This window comes from Photobacterium galatheae (genome assembly GCF_000695255.1).
Classification (GTDB): domain Bacteria; phylum Pseudomonadota; class Gammaproteobacteria; order Enterobacterales; family Vibrionaceae; genus Photobacterium; species Photobacterium galatheae.
The window spans coordinates 295,556-315,439 of sequence record NZ_JMIB01000004.1; the positions used below are offsets into that span (position 1 = coordinate 295,556).

General features: G+C 47.8%; 19 protein-coding genes. 12 read left to right on the top strand and 7 right to left on the bottom strand.

Going from position 1 to position 19,884, the window contains the following annotated elements; all coding sequences use genetic code 11:
* Nucleotides 1-15 precede the first annotated feature (15 nt).
* Entirely contained in the window at nt 16-816 is an 801-nt protein-coding gene (gene nagB, locus EA58_RS03075; RefSeq protein WP_036748797.1) for a glucosamine-6-phosphate deaminase, read from the bottom strand.
* Between the two features lie 255 nt (nt 817-1,071).
* On the opposite strand from nagB, the gene nagE reads away from it, so the two are divergent.
* Together nagE and glnS are read left to right on the top strand one after the other, a co-directional pair.
* Complete coding sequence (gene nagE / locus EA58_RS03080) at nt 1,072-2,562, top strand: N-acetylglucosamine-specific PTS transporter subunit IIBC (RefSeq protein ID WP_036748799.1); 1,491 nt, start codon at nt 1,072-1,074, stop codon at nt 2,560-2,562.
* A 167-nt stretch (nt 2,563-2,729) separates the two neighbouring features.
* On the top strand, nt 2,730-4,391 hold the full coding sequence (gene glnS / locus EA58_RS03085) for a glutamine--tRNA ligase (protein ID WP_036748903.1): 1,662 nt from the start codon (nt 2,730-2,732) through the stop codon (nt 4,389-4,391).
* An 89-nt stretch (nt 4,392-4,480) separates the two neighbouring features.
* Here the strand turns inward: glnS and fur are convergent, their stop codons facing one another.
* Nucleotides 4,481-4,930, bottom strand: a complete 450-nt coding sequence (fur, locus tag EA58_RS03090; protein ID WP_036748800.1) for a ferric iron uptake transcriptional regulator — start codon at nt 4,928-4,930, stop codon at nt 4,481-4,483.
* A 203-nt stretch (nt 4,931-5,133) separates the two neighbouring features.
* Between fur and EA58_RS03095 the strand changes: the two genes are divergently transcribed.
* Nucleotides 5,134-5,649 carry a DUF4442 domain-containing protein gene (locus EA58_RS03095; protein ID WP_036748803.1) on the top strand — a complete coding sequence of 172 codons (516 nt, stop codon included), beginning with the start codon at nt 5,134-5,136 and terminating at the stop codon, nt 5,647-5,649.
* 47 nt (nt 5,650-5,696) lie between these two features.
* On the opposite strand, the gene fldA is transcribed toward EA58_RS03095, so the two are convergent.
* From fldA to EA58_RS03110, 3 genes are all read right to left on the bottom strand, one after another.
* A complete protein-coding gene (gene fldA / locus EA58_RS03100; RefSeq protein ID WP_036748804.1) occupies nt 5,697-6,224 on the bottom strand; it encodes a flavodoxin FldA in 528 nt (175 codons plus the stop codon).
* A 203-nt stretch (nt 6,225-6,427) separates the two neighbouring features.
* Nucleotides 6,428-6,649 carry a DUF2788 domain-containing protein gene (locus EA58_RS03105; RefSeq protein WP_036748805.1) on the bottom strand — a complete coding sequence of 74 codons (222 nt, stop codon included), beginning with the start codon at nt 6,647-6,649 and terminating at the stop codon, nt 6,428-6,430.
* Between the two features lie 66 nt (nt 6,650-6,715).
* Nucleotides 6,716-7,486 carry an alpha/beta fold hydrolase gene (locus tag EA58_RS03110; RefSeq protein ID WP_036748806.1) on the bottom strand — a complete coding sequence of 257 codons (771 nt, stop codon included), beginning with the start codon at nt 7,484-7,486 and terminating at the stop codon, nt 6,716-6,718.
* A 101-nt stretch (nt 7,487-7,587) separates the two neighbouring features.
* Between EA58_RS03110 and seqA the strand changes: the two genes are divergently transcribed.
* Together seqA and pgm are read left to right on the top strand one after the other, a co-directional pair.
* Nucleotides 7,588-8,136, top strand: coding sequence for a replication initiation negative regulator SeqA (seqA, locus tag EA58_RS03115; protein ID WP_036748808.1), 549 nt, complete (start codon nt 7,588-7,590; stop codon nt 8,134-8,136).
* Nucleotides 8,137-8,178: 42 nt separating this feature from the next.
* On the top strand, nt 8,179-9,825 hold the full coding sequence (gene pgm, locus EA58_RS03120) for a phosphoglucomutase (alpha-D-glucose-1,6-bisphosphate-dependent) (RefSeq protein WP_036748809.1): 1,647 nt from the start codon (nt 8,179-8,181) through the stop codon (nt 9,823-9,825).
* A 49-nt stretch (nt 9,826-9,874) separates the two neighbouring features.
* On the opposite strand, the gene EA58_RS03125 is transcribed toward pgm, so the two are convergent.
* Nucleotides 9,875-10,717 (bottom strand): DUF1853 family protein, encoded by an 843-nt coding sequence (locus tag EA58_RS03125; protein WP_051641866.1) that lies wholly within the window; start codon nt 10,715-10,717, stop codon nt 9,875-9,877.
* A gap of 125 nt (nt 10,718-10,842) precedes the next feature.
* Here EA58_RS03125 and EA58_RS03130 point away from each other — a divergent pair, with 125 nt between their 5' ends.
* Together EA58_RS03130 and EA58_RS03135 are read left to right on the top strand one after the other, a co-directional pair.
* Entirely contained in the window at nt 10,843-11,049 is a 207-nt protein-coding gene (locus EA58_RS03130) for a DUF2517 family protein (RefSeq protein ID WP_036748810.1), read from the top strand.
* 154 nt (nt 11,050-11,203) lie between these two features.
* Nucleotides 11,204-11,962, top strand: coding sequence for a Nif3-like dinuclear metal center hexameric protein (locus tag EA58_RS03135; RefSeq protein WP_036748811.1), 759 nt, complete (start codon nt 11,204-11,206; stop codon nt 11,960-11,962).
* 83 nt (nt 11,963-12,045) lie between these two features.
* Here the strand turns inward: EA58_RS03135 and EA58_RS03140 are convergent, their stop codons facing one another.
* On the bottom strand, nt 12,046-13,335 hold the full coding sequence (locus tag EA58_RS03140; protein ID WP_036748812.1) for a citrate synthase: 1,290 nt from the start codon (nt 13,333-13,335) through the stop codon (nt 12,046-12,048).
* A 417-nt stretch (nt 13,336-13,752) separates the two neighbouring features.
* Here EA58_RS03140 and sdhC point away from each other — a divergent pair, with 417 nt between their 5' ends.
* From sdhC to sucA, 5 genes are all read left to right on the top strand, one after another.
* Complete coding sequence (gene sdhC / locus EA58_RS03145; protein WP_036748813.1) at nt 13,753-14,133, top strand: succinate dehydrogenase cytochrome b556 subunit; 381 nt, start codon at nt 13,753-13,755, stop codon at nt 14,131-14,133.
* The gene (gene sdhD / locus EA58_RS03150; RefSeq protein WP_036748814.1) at nt 14,127-14,474 is read left to right on the top strand and encodes a succinate dehydrogenase, hydrophobic membrane anchor protein; all 348 of its coding nucleotides are present in this window, start codon (nt 14,127-14,129) and stop codon (nt 14,472-14,474) included. Before sdhC ends, sdhD begins: the two co-directional genes overlap by 7 nt.
* The gene (gene sdhA, locus EA58_RS03155; protein ID WP_036748815.1) at nt 14,475-16,241 is read left to right on the top strand and encodes a succinate dehydrogenase flavoprotein subunit; all 1,767 of its coding nucleotides are present in this window, start codon (nt 14,475-14,477) and stop codon (nt 16,239-16,241) included.
* A gap of 14 nt (nt 16,242-16,255) precedes the next feature.
* On the top strand, nt 16,256-16,969 hold the full coding sequence (locus EA58_RS03160) for a succinate dehydrogenase iron-sulfur subunit (RefSeq protein ID WP_036748816.1): 714 nt from the start codon (nt 16,256-16,258) through the stop codon (nt 16,967-16,969).
* 101 nt (nt 16,970-17,070) lie between these two features.
* A complete protein-coding gene (sucA, locus tag EA58_RS03165) occupies nt 17,071-19,884 on the top strand; it encodes a 2-oxoglutarate dehydrogenase E1 component (RefSeq protein WP_036748817.1) in 2,814 nt (937 codons plus the stop codon).

The window sequence follows — 19,884 nt, forward strand, 5'->3', positions numbered from 1 at the left end:
AACATTTCCTATTGATTAAAGGTGTTTGATATTTTCAGCTTCGAGTTCCTGAAAATAGCGGACTGTTTTGACTTTCAGCTCCTGCGTTGCAGGCTCGTCACAGACAATCAGTGACTTCGGATGTAATTGCAGGGCTGAGACCGTCCAGAGGTGGTTCACACAGCCTTCAACAGCAGCTTCAAGTGCCAGGGCTTTGTTGTGGCCAGTGACCAGAATCATGATCTCTTCAGCATCCAGCAGTGTGCCCACGCCAATGGTCAAGGCGTATTTAGGAACTTGCGTCATATCCCCATCAAAGAAACGAGAGTTTGCGATACGCGTGTCTTCGGTCAGGGTCTTAATTCGGGTGCGTGATGCCAGCGAAGAGGCGGGTTCATTGAAAGCGATATGGCCATCATTACCAACACCCCCCATGAACAGATGGATTTTTCCGTAAGATTTAATCTTCTCTTCATAACGCTTGCACTCTGCTGCGTGATCATCTGTATTGCCGTTCAGCAGATTAATATTTTCTTCTTGAATATCAATGTGATTGAAGAAGTTGTTATACATGAAACTGCGGTAAGATTCAGGATGATCTGAAGGCAGACCGACGTATTCATCCATGTTAAATGTGACCACATGCTTAAAACTTACTTCACCTGCATTATAAAGCTCAATCAGGCGCTTGTAAGTTGCCAGAGGCGTACCGCCGGTAGGTAGGCCAAGTACGAAAGGACGATCAGCGGTTGGTTTAAATTTGTTAATACGATCAACAATATAACGTGCTGACCACAAACCAACTTCTCGTGCATTGTTCAGTGGGATAAGTCTCACGGTAACACCTCGTTGCGTTAAAAGAATACTTGAGAATTTTAGCTTTATATCTGATTTTTTTCGAATGGTAAAATAAGTTTTATGACCGAGCTAGCAAAATCGGGTAAACACTGCAAGTGCTGGTGATTAGGATCACAAATGATAACGTTTTAATTTGCGGGGCGAAATTAAAGGCATAAACTGCAACTAACTTAATCGGGTAACTAAAATAAGTTATCTAAACCGCATCTAAGAAAACCATAGGGGGAACTAAGGGTGAATATTCTTGGATACTTTCAAAAAGTAGGTAAGGCGTTGATGGTGCCAGTCGCCACGCTGCCTGCCGCCGCAATACTCATGGGTATCGGTTACTGGATTGATCCAAATGGCTGGGGGGCAAACAGTGCTCTCGCAGCTTTTTTGATCAAAGCTGGTGGGGCAATTATTGAAAATATGTCAGTGCTGTTTGCTGTTGGTGTGGCTTACGGTATGTCGAAAGATAAAGATGGTGCAGCGGCATTGTCAGGCTTCGTTGGCTACCTTGTTGTCACCACTCTTTGTTCTCCAGCGGCCGTTGCTCAAATTCAGGGCATTGACCCAAGCGCAGTTCCTGCGGCATTTGGCAAAATTCAAAATCAGTTCGTTGGTATCTTAGTCGGTATCGTTTCTGCTGAATTGTACAACCGTTATTCAGGTGTTGAGCTGCACAAAGCACTGGCTTTCTTCAGTGGTAAGCGTCTGGTTCCGATTCTGACTTCTGTTGCTGGTATCTTCCTGGCATTCATTCTGATGTACGTATGGCCGCATGTTTATGGTGGTCTGGTTCACTTCGGTGAAGGTATTCAGGGGCTGGGTGATGTTGGCGCGGGTATCTATGCATTCTTCAACCGCTTGCTGATCCCTGTTGGTCTGCACCATGCGTTGAACTCAGTCTTCTGGTTCGATGTTGCTGGTATCAATGACCTGCCTAACTTCCTGGGTGGCGCGAAGTCTATCGCTGATGGTGTGGCGGTTCCGGGGCAAACCGGTATTTACATGGGCGGTTTCTTCCCAATTATGATGTTCGGCCTGCCTGGTGCAGCTCTTGCGATGTACCACACAGCGAAGCCTGAAAACAAAGAGAAAGTCGCTTCTATCATGATTGCAGCTGCTTTCGCATCTTTCTTCACTGGTGTGACTGAGCCGCTGGAATTTGCTTTCATGTTCCTGGCGCCTGCGCTGTACGTTGTTCACGCAGTCCTGACTGGTATCTCCGTTTATATTGCAGCAAGCATGCAGTGGATTTCAGGCTTCGGTTTCTCTGCAGGTATGGTCGATATGGTTCTGCAATCTAAAAACCCGCTGGCGACACAGTGGTATATGCTGATTGTTCAGGGTCTGGTCTTCTTCGCGCTTTACTATGCAATCTTCCGCTTCGCTATCGTGAAGTTCAACCTGAAGACGCCAGGCCGTGAAGATGCTGATTCTGATGAAGTGCTTGGTGCAGGTTCACAAGAAACCGGTGAGCTGGCGAAACAGTACCTGAAAGCGTTGGGTGGTCACGGTAACCTGGAAAATATCGATGCCTGTATCACCCGTCTGCGTCTGACGCTGAAAGACAGCAGCCTGGCTGACGAGAAGACACTGAAAGCACTGGGTGCAATGGGTGTTGTGAAACTGGGTTCAAATAATCTGCAGGTTATTCTTGGTCCTCTGGCTGAAATTGTCGCTGGTGAGATGAAGAAAATTCCGGCATCAGAAGACCTGTCTGCGGTAAAACTGCCTTAACAGACGGCTCATCTGAGCAAAAAACAAGTGAAAAGTGAGGCCGGCCCAAATGGGCCGGTTTTTTTTCACTCTGATCATGAATCAATGCATACTAATTGTTGAGTCATGGCCTGTATTTGTGGATCATTACAGGTTTGAAGATCCTGTTCGCACACGAGGTGTTATTGATGAGTGAATCTGAAGCTCGTCCAAGCAATTTTATCCGTCAAATTATTGATGCGGATTTAGCCAGTGGTAAGCACACCAGCGTCCACACACGTTTTCCGCCTGAACCGAATGGTTATTTGCACATCGGTCACGCGAAGTCTATTTGTCTGAACTTTGGTATCGCTCAGGATTACCAAGGACAATGTAACCTGCGTTTTGATGATACGAACCCGGAAAAAGAAGACATCGAATACGTAGAGTCAATCAAGAAAGACGTAAACTGGCTGGGCTTTGAGTGGAGCGGTGAGATTTGCTACTCATCTAACTACTTTGATCAGCTCTATGCGTACGCTCTGGAGCTGATTCAGAAAGGACTGGCTTACGTTGATGAACTGACGCCTGAGCAGATGCGTGAATATCGCGGTACGCTGACTGAGCCGGGTAAAGCAAGCCCTTACCGTGATCGTCCGGTTGAAGAAAACCTGGCACTGTTTGATCAAATGAAGAACGGCGAAGTCGAAGAAGGCAAGATGTCTCTTCGCGCGAAGATCGACATGGCGTCGCCATTTATGGTCATGCGCGATCCTGTGCTGTACCGTGTTCGTTTTGCAACGCATCATCAAACGGGTGACAAGTGGTGCATTTACCCAATGTACGATTTCACGCACTGTATCTCTGATGCGCTGGAAAATATTACGCACTCATTGTGTACGCTGGAATTCCAGGATAACCGTCGTTTGTATGACTGGGTGTTGGATAACATCACCATTGAAAGTCGCCCGCGTCAGTATGAATTCAGCCGTCTGAATCTTGAATATACGGTGATGTCTAAGCGTAAGCTGAACCAGTTGGTCACAGAGAATCTGGTTTCTGGCTGGGATGATCCGCGTATGCCAACCATCTCAGGCTTACGTCGCCGTGGCTTCACATCAGCTTCGATTCGTGAGTTCTGTAAGCGTATTGGTGTAACGAAGCAGGAAAACACCATTGAAATGGGCTCTCTGGAATCCTGTATTCGGGATGATCTGAACGAAAATGCACCGCGCGCGATGGCTGTTTTGGATCCAGTGAAAATTGTCATTGAAAACTTCGGTGACACGGAAATTCTGAAAGTCGGGAATCACCCGAATAACCCAGAGATGGGTGAGCGTTACGTGCCATTCAGTCGTGAATTGTATATCGAACGTGAGGACTTCCGTGAGGAAGCCAACAAGAAGTACAAGCGACTGGTACTGGGTAAAGAAGTTCGTCTGCGTGGCGCTTATGTGATTAAGGCCGAGCGTGTTGAAAAAGATGCGGAAGACAATATCACGACAATCTTCTGTACTTATGATCCTGCGACGCTGGGTAAAAACCCTGAAGATGGTCGCAAGGTGAAAGGTGTGATTCACTGGGTTTCTGCTGAACAGGCTGTGCCAGCTGAAATTCGTTTGTACGATCGTTTGTTCAACGTGCCAAATCCAGGTGCTGCTGACGATTTTGCTGCGACGATTAATCCGGAGTCACTGGTTGTGATGCAAGGCTATGTTGAGCCAAGTCTGGTCAATGCTGAGCCTGAATGTGCTTTCCAGTTTGAGCGTATGGGTTATTTCTGCGCAGATAATAAAGACTCTTCTGCAGAGCATCTGGTGTTCAACCGTACTGTGGGTCTGCGTGATTCGTGGGCGAAAATTGCGGATTGATGCATTTCAGGCTGGCTCTGTCAGCCTGAATTTGCGTGTAATAAAAAACCAGCCTTCAAGGCTGGTTTTTTTAATTGGTGCTGAGACGGTTACTTCTTCTCGTTGTGAAGACTTTCATCTTTGTTGCAATCACCCGCAGTGCAATGACCATACAGATATAAACTGTGGTTTGTCAGGCGAATATTGTAGCTTTCAGCAATCTGCTTTTGTCGTTCTTCGATGAGATCATCAGAAAATTCAATGACTTTTCCACAGTCCAGGCATACAAGGTGATCATGGTGATGTTGGGTCGACAGTTCAAAAACTGACTTGCCGCCTTCAAAGTGGTGCCGAGTGACAATGCCTGCATCATCAAACTGGTTCAGTACGCGGTAAACAGTGGCCAGGCCAATCTCTTCACCAATATCGATCAACTTCTTGTACAAATCTTCAGCACTGATGTGTTGACATTCAGGATTCTGAAGTACTTCCAAAATTTTCAGGCGCGGAAGTGTGACTTTGAGTCCTGCTTGTTTAAGTGCTTGGTTGTTATCTGACATTCGAGTTTCCTTTGGCTAGCCGTAACATTGAAAATGGAGGGTTACGGTAGTCTTTCGCATATCTGTTCATTATAAGTGACGACAGCACAACAATAAACCTTAATGCCGAATGGGTCTAGGAAACTTGTGACTTTTATTCGCTTGATATAAATGTTAAAAAAGTGATCTATACTCATCGTACCAGATCATAAGGAAGTGAACGTGTGAATCGATTCTACAAGCCGGGCATTGTGAAATTTGCCCTGAATATTTGGCCACCTTTCTGGGGGGCAGGCATCCGCATCCGCCATATCAGTGAGGACTTTCGGCATGTAGAGATTTGCCTCAAGCTTCGCTGGTGGAATAAAAATGCAAACCGAACACAGTATGGCGGAAGTATCTTCTCGCTGACCGATCCTGTTTATGCATTGATGCTTATGGGAATTCTCGGAAAAGAATACTATGTCTGGGATAAGCAGGCAGAAGTGAATTTTCTGAAACCGGGCCAGACAGATTTAACGGCTGTGTTTACCATTTCAGATCAGTATGTCGATGAAATCAGACGTTCGACGGCGTCTGGTGAAAAGTTTTTCCCTGAGTTTATTGTGCATGTCATGGATGCCAAAGAGGAGGTCGTAGCTCAGGTGAAGCGGGTACTTTACGTAAGAAAAAAACCGCAATATCGGGGAGATGAGTCCGAAACGGCACAGGATAGAAATGAGACTCTGGTGAACGAATAATAAAAAACGCGCATCAGCGCGTTTTTTGAATTTGACGAATGTGTTGTTTAGTCAGCAAGTTCTGCCAGACACATTTCTTCGTAGATTTGTTTCACCCACTTTTCAACACGCTCATCCGTTAGTTCGGGCTGACGATCTTCATCAATACACAGACCGACGAAGTGACTGTCGTCGACCAAGGCTTTTGAAGCTTCAAATTCATAGCCTTCAGTTGGGAAATGACCCACAATCACGGCACCACGTCCTTCCACGATGTCACGAACTGTACCCATCGCATCACAGAAGTACTCGGCGTAATCTTCCTGATCACCACAGCCAAAAATTGCGACCAGTTTATTTTCGAAATCAATGCCTTCCAGCTCAGGGAAGAAGTCATCCCAGTCGCATTGTGCTTCACCGTAGTACCAGGTCGGGATGCCTAGCAGCAGCAGGTCGAAGTTTTCAATATCTTCTTTGCTGCTCTTAGCAATGTCTTTGACTTCAACCAGGTTTTTACCCAGCTGTTTTTGGATCATTTTAGCGACGGCTTCAGTGTTACCTGTGTCGCTACCAAAGAAGAGTCCTACACTCGCCATAGTAGAGATTACCCGTGTTTAAGTTGTTGGCCGCCAGCTATGGCTAACGGCATCAGAAAATGAACAGGCTGTCGGTCACTGTGGTGTTTATTACGCGCCTGAATTGATTCGTTGCAGCGATAGTGGCGTCGATTTTTGATGAACCAGAGTGATGACACTTTCATGTTTCGCTTTAGCTGAAGAAAGCAAGAAACGTTCGGTATTTAACCGATGCCGACGCCTTCCATCGTGAATTGAATCACACCTTTAGATATGAATCCGAAGCACCCTAAAAACAAGACCAGCCAGACGATTTTACGACCAAACGGAGGCACGTTGCCTTGCTTGAGGACATCTTTGATTGCCATACCAATGAAAAAGAAGATAGCAGCGAACAATAAATCCAGTCCAACTGATTCCAGCAGGTCCATGTGCTCGTATAACATCTGTTTCTCCTTCGCAAGTATCAATCTTGCATCCGGCGCGCACTATAGCATAGTGTGCTGGGCGTGTTAATTCTTAAGGCCTTGTAAAAAGCTCAGAATGATACGGTTCACGGTTTCTGGTTTTTCTGCATGCAGCCAGTGGCCAGTATTGGCAACCATGTGGGCTTTGGCATTCGGAAACTGACACGTAATGGCTTCTCTGTGTTCAGTCTGAATGTATTCGGAGTTTTGCCCTTTGATAAACAGCGTCGGGCCTGGAAATGGAGAAACGGGTTCCCAGCCCATGATGGTGCTGTAATTGGCAATCAGTGCGTCGACATGAAAGCGCCATTGGAAGCCTGTCTCCGTTTTATAAAGTGATTTGAGCAGGAACTGACGAACACCAGCTTCCTCAACATGCAGAGAAAGATAGTGTTCAGCATCTTTGCGGCTGGTCACAGTATGATGGTTGACGGCTTGCAGTCCGGCGAAGACATTTTCGTGGCGATGGACATGGTAAGCAACAGGCGCCATATCGAGAACAATCAGACTACTGAGGCGATGGGCTGCCAGTGTTGTCATGGCCATGGCGACTTTTCCGCCCATGGAATGGCCGATCACTGTGAAATTTTCAATATCCAGTTGGTTCAGCAGGTCAATAATATCTTGCGCCATTTCTGGGTAAGTAAAGTGCTCACTATGAGGGGAGCGACCATGGTTACGCAGATCAACACTGATAACCTGATAGGTGTCTTTCAGTGTTCGGGCCAGAATGCCAAGATTATCAGCGCTGCCAAAAAGACCATGGATGAGCACGACAGTCTGGCCTTGCCCCTGAATTTGATAATGAAGATTCACAGACTATTTCTCTTGTAGTTAACGCTTTGGCGTAGAGTATACCTTCGCTTCACGTTATAATCTCCCGGTGATTTTTTAACGGAACGATAATGAACACTACGATGAAAACTATTGAGGTTGACGAAGAGCTATATCGTTATATTGCCAGCCAGACTCGGCACATCGGTGAAAGTGCGTCAGATATTCTGCGTCGATTACTGAAGGTGGATGAGGCAAATCATCATCAGCCGGTCATGCCAGTTCGTCCTAAATCAGCGCAAGGTATTGTGGTTAGCAAAGATGCTGGCAATCTGCCACAGTCTGAAGACAGGGTCAAAGCGATGCGCTCTTTGCTGATTTCAGACGAATTTGCCAGCCAGGAGAAAGCTATTGGCCGCTTCATGCTGGTGCTTACGACACTCTATCGTATCGATTCTCAGGCTTTCACCGACGCGACAGCAATCAAGGGTCGTACTCGCGTTTATTTCGCTGATAGTGAAGAAAAACTATTGAACAGTGGTAAAACGACCAAACCGAAAGCCATTCCTGATACGCCATTTTGGGTGATCACCAATACGAATACTGATCGTAAACGTCAGATGATTGAGCAGTTGATGCAAAAAATGCAGTTTACTCAGGACATCATCGACAAAGTTTGCGGTGAAATTTAACCGCTGCTGATACAGCTTAAAACGTGCACAAGGGATAGGTTCATGGCGATTCATCCTCGGGCTGGGCAACGTGCTCAGCAAGAAGACATGCATAATATTCCGGCCTTGGTGGCCAATTATTTTTTGATCGAGCCGGATGCAGCTGATTCAGCTCAGCGTGTCGCATTTGGTACTTCAGGCCATCGCGGCAGTGCCGACAAAGGTACATTTAACCAATGCCATATCTGGGCGATTGCGCAGGCTGTGGCTGATGTGCGTCGGGAACAAGGGATTACAGGTCCGCTGTTTCTGGGAAAAGATACGCATGCGTTGTCTGAACCTGCATTATTTTCTGCTTTGGAAGTCTTGGTTGCCAATGATGTTCAAGTGATTGTTCAGGCTGAACAAGGCTATACACCAACACCTGGAATCTCTCATGCCATTCTGTCTTATAACCGCGAACACGCGAAAAAAGCGGATGGTATTGTGATTACGCCGTCACACAACCCACCACAGGACGGGGGGATTAAGTACAATCCGCCACATGGTGGTCCTGCTGAAGGTGCGATCACAACTGCGATTGAAAATCGCGCAAACCAGTTGATTGCGGAAGGTCTGATCGGGGTGAAACGTATCCCTGTTTCAGATGCATTGTTGAGTGAACTTGTTTCTGAGCAGGATTTAGTGTCGCCTTATGTGGCTGACCTGATTCACGTCATTGATATGACTGCGATTCAGCAGGCGAACCTGAAACTTGCTGTGGATCCGCTTGGCGGTTCCGGGATTGAATACTGGCGTGCGGTTGGCCGTCACTACGACTTGGATCTAACGCTGGTGGATGAGTCTATCGATCCGGCTTTCCGGTTTATGAGTCTGGATAAAGACGGCGTCGTTCGCATGGACTGCTCATCTCCATATGCGATGGCAGGACTGCTTGCGCATAAAGATCATTATGATCTGGCATTTGGGAACGATCCTGACTTTGATCGCCATGGCATTGTAACTCCAGCAGGACTGATGAATCCGAATCACTTCCTGGCCGTGTGTATTGATTACCTTTATCGTCACCGTCCGGAATGGAAAGAAAGTGTTGCCGTTGGTAAAACACTGGTTTCCAGTGCAATTATTGATCGAGTTGTTTCAGACCTGGGCCGTGAATTATGTGAAGTCCCTGTTGGCTTTAAATGGTTCGTTGATGGTTTGTACAGCGGCAAACTGGGCTTTGGTGGTGAAGAAAGTGCCGGAGCTTCTTTCCTGCGTAAAGATGGTACACCTTGGTCAACCGATAAAGATGGTATTTTACTTTGCTTGCTGGCGGCGGAGATCACCGCAGTCACGGGCATGAACCCGCAACAATATTACCAGGCTTTAACCGAAAAACATGGTGAATGTTGTTATAGCCGCTTACAGGCTGTGGCAAACAGCACGCAAAAAGCTGTGCTCAGCAAATTGTCGCCGGAAATGGTGAAAGCTGACATGCTGGCGGGTGATGAGATTACTGCTCGTCTGACGCATGCGCCTGGCAATGGCGCAGCGATTGGTGGACTGAAAATTACCACCCAGAATGGTTGGTTTACAGCGCGTCCTTCGGGAACAGAAGAAATCTACAAGATCTACTGTGAAAGCTTCAAAGGTGAGGAACATTTGCGCCAGATTGAAGCGGAAGCCCAGAAAATTGTCAGTCAAGTTTTTGCTGATGCAGGCCTGTAGCCTTCTGGTGAAGTGTGACCATGAAACCCGCAGATGACTGCGGGTTTTTTTATGGTTTTTGTATCGGACTGACAGCTGCGTTGCGGTGTTTATCTCGGTTATGCAATGGCCAGTGATCGGGCACAATGAACCAAACGCGATTGTTGTCATCGACACCCTGAGTGGGCACTGTGATCGCACTTGCATCCATTTCAAGTGATTGTGGAACAAAGGCTGGTGGCGTCAGCCACTCTCGTTTGGACAGTGCTCTTAAAGCAAGTGTGCTGGCCTGTGATTGGAAACACCATAAACCTTTGTTGACATGAGGGTTGATGGGTAAATCTGAACCTGACTCTTTATCCTGAAAGTGGTCAAAAAGCCTCCCTTGAACAATCAGGCGCTGGCAGACCGGCTGACCCAGGGTTTCCGCATACTGGTTTCGATAGGCTTGATGGCTCGTCATTGCCAGTTGATGGTCGATCATCCTGTTGATTTTTCGGTCTAGGTTGTCCGCTGAATTGGGGCCCAACCAGCGCTGCTGGTAAGCCAGATAAAATTTGATGGCTACTTCCCAGTGTTCCAGTTGATTCAGGGTCTTGTTGAAGACCAGAAAATCAATTGCGCCGAGCGTGCGTTTATTTTCATGAAGCTGCAACTCTTCAGCGACAAGTTCGTAGTCAGGGTGGTGAGTGATTAACTGCTGCCACAACCACTGATAATAAAATCCCAGTCGCTGATTTCCCGCGTACAGTACGTGAGCCGGAATGACAGCCCGGTCTCTGAAATCGGATAGCCAGCGATCATCAATCTGGTGATGAAGACCCTGAGTAAGGACAGGGATGGTCAGGACACGCTGAAAATCTCTGAAATGGATATCATGTTCTTTACTTTCAGTTTTTATGAAATTTGTCATCAATATCTGTCTGAATTCGGTTGTTTACCAGTTTTTAACAAGAATAAAACAAAATAAAAGTAGTAAAATTTCAAAAACGCGCTAAAGTGTAGAGGTATGACCAGTTACAGAATCAGGAGGCAATGATGTTTACACCTTTATCCACTCAACAAATTATCCTGCGCCGGGCTTTTGTTGTGATCGCGGGCGTGCTGAGCTTTCCGATTTTGATGTTGATGCCGACCTCTCTTAAGTCGCGAGTTTACAGCTATTTACATAAGGTCTGGTTGAAAACCAGCACAAAACCTGTTTGGCTGAAGCAGTCAGAGCATGGCGCTCAGGAACTCTACTAAGCATACCAGCATACTGGTGTTGTTGTTGAAATGCTGCCTTGGGCAGCATTTTTTATGACAAAGTGTAATATGACGAAGTTCCAGCGTGGTCATGACTGGTTCTATCCCGACTGAGTTGGTTAAAATGAATGTATCCGTTCTAAAGGAAGCACGCATGAACAACCTTAAACTTGAGTCAATTCTGAATACTTTACTGAGCCCACATTTGATCAGGGATTACTGTCCAAATGGATTACAGGTTGAAGGCAGAAGTGACGTTCAAACCATCGTGACTGGCGTGACAGCTTGTCAGGCATTGATTGATCGGGCAATCGAGATGAAAGCCGATGCGCTGTTAGTCCATCACGGATACTTCTGGAAAAATGAACCTGCAGAAATCCGTGGCATGAAATACCGTCGTATCAAGGCTCTGATTGAACATGGAATCAACTTGTATGCGTATCATCTACCTTTGGATGTGCATCAGGAACTCGGGAATAACGCTCAACTGGCAGAGTTGCTGGGGATCAAATATTTAGGTGGGATGGAGCCGGGAAATCCTCATCCTGTTGCCGTTTATGGCGAGTTACCGACCCCACTCACCGGCGAGCAACTGGCTACCCGGATTGAAAAAGCATTACACCGGAAACCGCTTCATATCAGCGAAAGTGGGCCAGCAGAAATTAAAACCGTTGGCTGGTGTACCGGAGGTGGCCAGGATTTCATTGATCAGGCGGTTGCGATGGGGTTAGATGCTTACATCACGGGTGAAGTTTCTGAACGAACGGTCCATACAGCCCGAGAGCAGGGGATTCATTTTTACAGTGCAGGGCACCATGCCACTGAACGTTATGGTATTGATGCTTTGGGCGAGTGGCTTGCTGACGAGCATCACCTGGATGTCACTTTCATCGATATTGATAATCCGGTATAAGCTCGAGAGCTGACGGGTCAAAATCATAAAAAAGGGAAGCGCAATGCTTCCCTCTTCTTTTATCTCAAGCCAATCAACGGGTTTTACTCACGCTCATGTAGCGGTTGGAAGTCACGCTGCTGATGGCCAGTATATAGCTGACGCGGGCGACCAATACGGTTGTTTGGATCGCTATGCATTTCGTTCCAGTGTGCTATCCAGCCAATGGTACGAGACATTGCAAAGATAACGGTGAACATAGAGATAGGAATACCAATGGCTTTCAGAATGATGCCAGAGTAGAAGTCTACGTTCGGATACAGTTTCTTATCAATGAAGTACTCATCAGACAGTGCAATTCGTTCAAGTTCCATCGCCACATCCAGCAGTGGATCCTCGATTTTCAGCTCTTGCAGCACTTCATGACATGCTTCACGCATGACCGTTGCACGTGGGTCGTAGTTCTTGTAGACACGGTGACCAAAGCCCATCAGGCGGAACGGGTCGTCTTTATCCTTCGCACGTTCAATGTACTCAGGAATATTTTCAACACTGCCGATCTCTTCCAGCATACGCAAACATGCTTCGTTTGCTCCACCATGTGCAGGACCCCACAAAGATGCGATACCAGCGGCAATACAGGCAAATGGGTTTGCACCCGAAGAACCTGCAAGACGCACGGTCGACGTTGAAGCATTTTGCTCGTGGTCAGCATGCAAGGTGAAGATCTTGTCCATTGCTTTCGCAACAACCGGGCTCACTTCGTACTCTTCACAAGGTGTTGCGAACATCATGTGTAAGAAGTTTTCTGCGTAGTCCAGATCGTTACGAGGGTAGATAAACGGCTGGCCAATGGAGTACTTGTAACACATGGAAGCCAGGGTTGGCATTTTAGACAGCAGGCGGAATGCAGTGATTTCGCGGTGCTCGTCGTTATTAATGTCCAGTGAATCGTGGTAGAAAGCTGCAAGTGCACCAACAACACCACACATCACGGCCATTGGGTGAGCATCACGGCGGAAGCCATGGAAGAAGCTGGCGATTTGCTCATGAACCATTGTATGGCGAGTGACCGTTTTACGGAAGTGCTCGTACTGGGCGCGGGTAGGAACTTCGCCATACAGCAAGATGTAACAGACTTCTAAATAATCAGCGTTATTAGCCAATTGGTCGATCGGATAGCCACGGTGAAGCAGCACACCTTTCGCACCATCAATGTACGTAATTTGAGATTCACATGATGCAGTAGCTAAGAAACCAGGGTCGAAGGTAAAGTAGCCAGATGCACCGAGTTTACGCACATCCAGTACTTCCGGACCTAGTGAGCCCCCGAGAATCGGCAGTTCGACCGGTGCTTTCCCTTCAATATGAAGAGTAGCTTTCTTGTCTGCCATAACAATCTCCTTTGTTATTTTATAATCCTCACCCGAAATCGGATGTGCCGTCTTTGTACAGCTCGGATATGTTGTTGTCAATTCCTCTTCATGGGAGTGTGCGCTTGTTAATAACTTTAAGTAAAAGCGGGCGAATATCTCAAACCGTGTTAGAGGTCATGTAACAGGGTTTGTAATTGATTGTTGCGAGGCGTATACTCGGCCGCAGGTCTCTGGTTCTGCCATCGCCAGAAACAATGATAAAGTTATTAGTAATATTAGCGACTTAAGCTGAAACGACTTTTGCTTTGCTGTACATAGACTTGTGCTAATTAAGTGTAGCGCAGTTGTTGTGCCTTTGTTGCGCTGTTTTGGCGTACGCATGCCGGAGGTTTTATAAAAATAAAACGCTTCTATGGAGCTGAGTGGGCAAAGACCGTGAAAGTTAACAAGACAAGACCTGTCAACCTCGACCTACAGACGATTCGCTTTCCGCTGACAGCGATCTCGTCTATCCTGCACCGTGTATCGGGCGTGATCACTTTTATTTCCCTTGCCATCCTGCTATGGCTGCTAAACCTCTCTTTATCTTCTCCTCAGGGATTTGCGGAAGCTGCTGATATCGTCGATAGCTTCTTTGTCAAATTTGTCCTGTGGGGTGTCCTGACAGCACTGTTCTATCACATCGTGCTGGGGATTCGTCACCTCATCATGGACATGGGATATTTTGAAGAGCTTGAATCCGGCACAACAAGCGCGAAAATCAGTTTTGCAATTGTGGCGGTTCTGGCCGTATTTGCAGGAGGCCTGGTATGGTAAGCAACGTTTCCACTGTCGGACGTAATGGTGTTCACGACTTTATCCTTGTCCGTGCAACCGCGATTATCCTCACTCTTTACACCATCTATATGGTGTGCTTTTTCGCTTTTGGCCCTGAGCTGAACTATGAAACCTGGACAGCGTTCTTTTCACAACTGAGCACCAAAGTCTTCACGATGCTAGCTTTAGTATCTGTGCTGATTCATGGTTGGATCGGTATGTGGCAAGTGCTGACAGATTACATCAAGCCTGCACTTTTACGTGCTGGTCTGCTGCTCGCGATTGTCGCTGTGCTATTTGGTTATCTGTTTTCTGGTTTCTTTATTTTGTGGGGTGCGTAAGTGAGCATTGCAGTTCGAGAGTTTGATGCCGTTGTAATCGGTGCTGGTGGTGCGGGCATGCGTGCAGCACTACAAATTTCTGAGCAGGGCCTGAAATGTGCGCTGCTGTCTAAAGTTTTCCCAACCCGTTCTCATACAGTATCGGCACAGGGTGGTATTACCGTCGCACTTGGTAACTCACATCCGGATAACTGGGAATGGCACATGTACGATACAGTCAAAGGTTCTGACTATATCGGTGACCAGAATGCGATTGAGTACATGTGTAAAAATGGTCCTCAATCCGTGATTGAACTGGAAAAAATGGGACTACCTTTCTCCCGTTTTGATAATGGTCGTATTTATCAGCGTCCATTTGGTGGCCAATCAAAAGAGTTTGGTGGTGAGCAGGCTGCGCGCACGGCAGCAGCAGCTGACCGTACTGGCCATGCGCTGTTGCACACGCTGTATCAGCAAAATATTAAGCACAAAACAACGATTTTCTCTGAGTGGTATGCCCTGGATCTGGTGAAAAACCAAGATGGCGCAATCCTGGGTTGTACAGCACTGTGCATGGAAACCGGCGAGATTTGTTATTTCAAATCCAAATCCACGATTCTGGCAACGGGTGGTGCAGGTCGTATTTATCAGTCAACCACGAACGCCCACATTAACACCGGTGATGGCGTGGGTATGGCACTGCGTGCAGGTGTTCCTGTTCAGGACATCGAAATGTGGCAGTTCCACCCAACCGGTATCGCAGGCGCTGGTGTTCTGGTAACTGAGGGTTGCCGTGGTGAAGGGGGTTACCTGCTAAATAAAGACGGTGAGCGCTTCATGGAGCGTTATGCGCCGAATGCGAAAGATTTGGCAGGCCGTGACGTGGTTGCACGTTCGATGATGGTTGAGATTCGTGAAGGTCGTGGTTGCGATGGCCCATGGGGTCCGCATATTAAGCTGAAACTGGATCATCTGGGTAAAGATGTTCTGGAATCTCGTCTGCCGGGTATCCTGGAGCTGTCTCGTACTTTTGCACACGTTGATCCAGTGAAAGAGCCGATTCCGGTGATTCCAACCTGTCACTATATGATGGGTGGTGTACCGACTCAGGTTTCTGGTCAGGCGATTAAGCAAGATGCAAACGGTCAGGATGTTGAGGTTCAGGGTTTGTTTGCCTGTGGTGAGATTGCCTCTGTTTCTGTTCACGGTGCGAACCGTTTGGGCGGTAACTCCCTGCTTGACCTGGTGGTCTTCGGCCGTGCAACTGGTCTGCACTTGGGTGAGACACTGGCTGCACAAGCAGAAGCGCGTCCGGCAACTGAATCTGACATTGAAGCCTCTCTGTCACGCCTCAACCGTTGGAACAATACGCAAAAAGGTGAAGATCCAGTTCAAATCCGTAAAGACCTGCAATCTTGCATGCAGAATAACTTCTCGGTCTTCCGTGAAGGTGAAGCAATGGCAGACGGTCTGAATCAGCTGAAAGAAATCCGTGAGCGTCTGAAAGAAGCGCGTCTGGATGATACGTCTTCTGAGTTCAATACACAGCGTATCGAATGTCTGGAGCTGGATAACCTGATGGAAACAGCTTACGCAACAGCTGTTGCAGCAAACTATCGTACTGAAAGTCGTGGTGCGCATGCTCGTTTCGACTTCCCTGAGCGTGATGATGCCAACTGGCTGTGTCACTCGATTTACAACCCTGAGACAGAGCAGATGTCTAAGCGTGATGTAAATATGACCCCAGTTCATCGTGAAGCATTTCCGCCGAAAGCGCGGACATACTAAGGGAGGTAAACAACATGAAACTGAATTTTTCTATTTACCGTTACAACCCTGACGTAGACAACGCGCCTCACATGAAAGGGTACACGCTGGAAGTGCCAGATGGCTCGGACATGATGGTTCTGGATGCACTCATCCTGTTGAAAGAGCAAGATCCAACACTGGCGTTCCGTCGTTCATGTCGTGAAGGTGTTTGTGGTTCTGACGGCATTAATATGAACGGTAAGAACGGGCTGGCCTGTATCACGCCGCTGTCGGCACTGACGGATAAGAAAACGATTGTGATTCGTCCGCTGCCAGGTCTGCCTGTTATTCGTGACTTGATCATCGATATGGATCAGTTCTATACCAACTATGCCAAGGTGAAGCCGTTCTTAATTAATGAGAGTGAGCATCCACCGGCACGTGAAAACCTGCAATCGCCGGAAGAACGTGCACATCTGGATGGTTTGTATGAATGTATCATGTGTGCGTGCTGCTCAACATCGTGCCCATCTTTCTGGTGGAACCCAGATAAGTTCATTGGTCCTGCAGGTCTTCTGGCGGCTTACCGTTGGTTGATTGACAGTCGTGATACAGCGACAAATGAACGCCTTTCGGATCTGGATGACGCATTCAGTGTCTTCCGTTGTCACAGTATTATGAACTGTGTCAGCGTTTGTCCGAAAGGGCTTAATCCGACGAAAGCAATTGGTAATATCCGATCCATGTTGCTTAAGCGTTCGGTGTAATTGAATAGAATTATCGATATGCCGGCCAAGACAGTTGGCTGGCTTTTCAGCCCGGTGAACGACCGGTGCAAGTGGCGATAACAAGTGGTTAAGGGAAAACAATGCAGAACGGCGTTATGAAGGCTTGGCTCGAGTCTTCACATCTGGCTGGCGCCAACGCAACTTATGTAGAAGACCTCTACGAGTTGTATCTAAGCGACCCAGAATTAGTTGGCGAAGAATGGCGTCACGTTTTTAGTGAATTGCCTGTTGTGAATGGTGTTGCTGTCGAACAGCCACATTCACGTGTTCGTGATTACTTCCGGCGTTTAGCGAAAGAAACGACCTTTTTAAGTGCTAACGTCAGCGATCCTGATGTTGATGCCAAACAGGTGAAGGTATTGCAGTTGATTAACGCATACCGTTTCCGTGGTCATCAGCATGCAAACCTGGACCCGCTGGGATTATGGCAACAGGAACGAGTTCCAGACCTGGATCCTGCTTTCCATAACCTCACAGCGGAAGATTTTGATCAAAGCTTCAATGTCGGTTCGTTTGCCGTAGGCAAAGAGACAATGAAGCTTTCTGAGATCTATGAGGCGCTGAAAAAAACCTACTGTGGTTCGATTGGTGCTGAGTACATGCACATTACCGACACGGAAGAAAAACGCTGGATTCAACAGCGTCTGGAATCTGTGATTGGTCAGGGCACATTTTCGCAGGAAGAGAAACTCACTTTCCTGGACGAACTGACTGCCGCTGAAGGCCTGGAACGTTACCTGGGTGCTAAATTCCCGGGCGCAAAACGTTTCTCGCTGGAAGGTGGTGATGCACTGATCCCGATGATGAAAGAACTGATCCGTAGCGCTGGTAACAGTGGTGTGCGTGAAGTTGTGATCGGGATGGCCCACCGGGGTCGTTTGAACATGCTGGTGAACGTTCTGGGTAAAAAGCCGCAGGATTTGTTTGATGAGTTTGCAGGCAAGCATGGTGAGTCCTGGGGGACTGGCGATGTGAAATACCATCAGGGTTTCTCTGCAGATTTCGCGACGCCTGGCGGTGATGTACACCTGGCACTGGCCTTTAACCCGTCTCACCTGGAAATCGTCAACCCTGTCGTTGTGGGTTCTGTTCGTGCCCGTCAGGATCGCTTGGGTGATAAAGATGGTTCTATGGTGCTGCCAATCACCATTCATGGTGACTCTGCAATTGCGGGTCAGGGTGTCGTAGCTGAGACCTTTAACATGTCTCAATCACGCGGCTACCGTGTTGGCGGTACGATCCGTATTGTGGTGAATAATCAGATTGGTTTCACAACATCAAACCCTTACGATACCCGCTCCACCCAGTACTGTACGGATATCGCGAAGATGGTTCAGTCACCAATCTTCCACGTGAATGCAGACGATCCGGAAGCGGTGGCGTTTGTGACCCGTCTGGCGCTGGATTTCCGCAATGAGTTCAAGCGTGACGTTGTGATTGATTTGGTGTGTTATCGCCGTCATGGTCACAACGAAGCGGATGAGCCGAACGCAACCCAGCCGTTGATGTACCAGAAAATCAAAAAACATCCGACACCACGGAAGATCTATGCAGATGCTCTGGTCGATGAAGCTGGCATTCAAGCTGAAACTGCCACGGCATTGGTCAATGAATATCGTGATGCACTGGATCGCGGTGAGTGCGTTGTGAAAGAGTGGCGTCCGATGACCCTGCATTCCGTCGATTGGTCTCCTTATCTGGGCCATGACTGGACGAAAGAATGGGCCAATAAAGTCGGCAGTCAGCGTCTGCATGAGCTGGGCCAGCGTATTTGCCAGTATCCTGAAAGCCATAAACTGCAAAGCCGTGTTCAGAAACTGTACAACGATCGCCAGTCGATGGTTGCCGGTGAGAAAGACGTCGACTGGGGTATGGCTGAAACGTTGGCCTATGCCACGTTGGTTGATGAAGGTCACCGTATCCGTATTACGGGACAGGATTCTGGTCGTGGTACCTTCTTCCACCGTCATGCAGTCTTGCATAACCAAACGGATGCCAGTACTTATATGCCACTGGCGAATATCCACGACAAACAAGGACCATTTCAGGTTTTCGACTCCGTCCTGTCGGAAGAAGCTGTATTGGCCTTTGAATATGGTTACGCAACAGCCGAGCCGGGCGGTCTGACAATCTGGGAAGCGCAGTTTGGTGATTTTGCCAATGGTGCGCAGGTTGTGATTGACCAGTTCATCAGTTCCGGTGAGCAGAAGTGGGGCCGTATGTGCGGTCTGACCATGCTGTTGCCTCATGGTTATGAGGGGCAGGGTCCAGAGCACTCTTCTGCACGTCTGGAGCGTTATCTGCAGCTTTGTGCTGAACAGAACATGCAGGTTGTGATCCCTTCAACGCCAGCACAGGTTTACCACATGATCCGTCGTCAGGTGCTTCGTCCGATGCGCCGTCCGTTGATTGTGATGTCACCGAAGTCGCTGCTGCGTCATCCGCTGTGTACATCGACGATGGATGATCTGTCTGACGGTAATTTCCAGCCGGCGATTGGCGAAATTGATGCGTTGGATCCGAAACAAGTGAAACGTGTTGTCCTGTGTTCAGGCAAGGTGTATTACGATCTGCTGGAACAACGTCGTAAGCGTGAGCAGACGGATGTTGCCATTATCCGAATTGAGCAACTTTATCCATTCCCGAAAGAAGATGTGGAAGCTGCTCTGGCTGATTATCAGCATGTGACTGACTTCGCATGGTGTCAGGAAGAGCCGCAAAACCAGGGGGCCTGGTACAGCAGTCAGCATAACTTCCGTGCCGCTCTGCCTGAAGGTGCGCAATTAGAATATACCGGCCGTCCAGCGTCAGCTTCACCTGCCGTTGGTTATATGTCAGTACACTTGAAACAACAGAAAGCGTTGATTGACGACGCGCTGAACACAGAACAATAA

What these genes read in the sequence shown, in the direction of transcription:
- sucA (WP_036748817.1), top strand. Translation starts at nt 17,071, where the DNA reads ATGCAGAACGGCGTTATGAAGGCTTGGCTCGAGTCTTCACATCTGGCT.
- EA58_RS03125 (WP_051641866.1), bottom strand. Translation starts at nt 10,717, where the DNA reads ATGACAAATTTCATAAAAACTGAAAGTAAAGAACATGATATCCATTTC.
- sdhD (WP_036748814.1), top strand. Translation starts at nt 14,127, where the DNA reads ATGGTAAGCAACGTTTCCACTGTCGGACGTAATGGTGTTCACGACTTT.
- fldA (WP_036748804.1), bottom strand. Translation starts at nt 6,224, where the DNA reads ATGGCGAGTGTAGGACTCTTCTTTGGTAGCGACACAGGTAACACTGAA.
- glnS (WP_036748903.1), top strand. Translation starts at nt 2,730, where the DNA reads ATGAGTGAATCTGAAGCTCGTCCAAGCAATTTTATCCGTCAAATTATT.
- EA58_RS03135 (WP_036748811.1), top strand. Translation starts at nt 11,204, where the DNA reads ATGAACAACCTTAAACTTGAGTCAATTCTGAATACTTTACTGAGCCCA.
- seqA (WP_036748808.1), top strand. Translation starts at nt 7,588, where the DNA reads ATGAAAACTATTGAGGTTGACGAAGAGCTATATCGTTATATTGCCAGC.
- EA58_RS03130 (WP_036748810.1), top strand. Translation starts at nt 10,843, where the DNA reads ATGTTTACACCTTTATCCACTCAACAAATTATCCTGCGCCGGGCTTTT.
- pgm (WP_036748809.1), top strand. Translation starts at nt 8,179, where the DNA reads ATGGCGATTCATCCTCGGGCTGGGCAACGTGCTCAGCAAGAAGACATG.
- EA58_RS03140 (WP_036748812.1), bottom strand. Translation starts at nt 13,335, where the DNA reads ATGGCAGACAAGAAAGCTACTCTTCATATTGAAGGGAAAGCACCGGTC.
- EA58_RS03160 (WP_036748816.1), top strand. Translation starts at nt 16,256, where the DNA reads ATGAAACTGAATTTTTCTATTTACCGTTACAACCCTGACGTAGACAAC.
- fur (WP_036748800.1), bottom strand. Translation starts at nt 4,930, where the DNA reads ATGTCAGATAACAACCAAGCACTTAAACAAGCAGGACTCAAAGTCACA.
- EA58_RS03105 (WP_036748805.1), bottom strand. Translation starts at nt 6,649, where the DNA reads ATGTTATACGAGCACATGGACCTGCTGGAATCAGTTGGACTGGATTTA.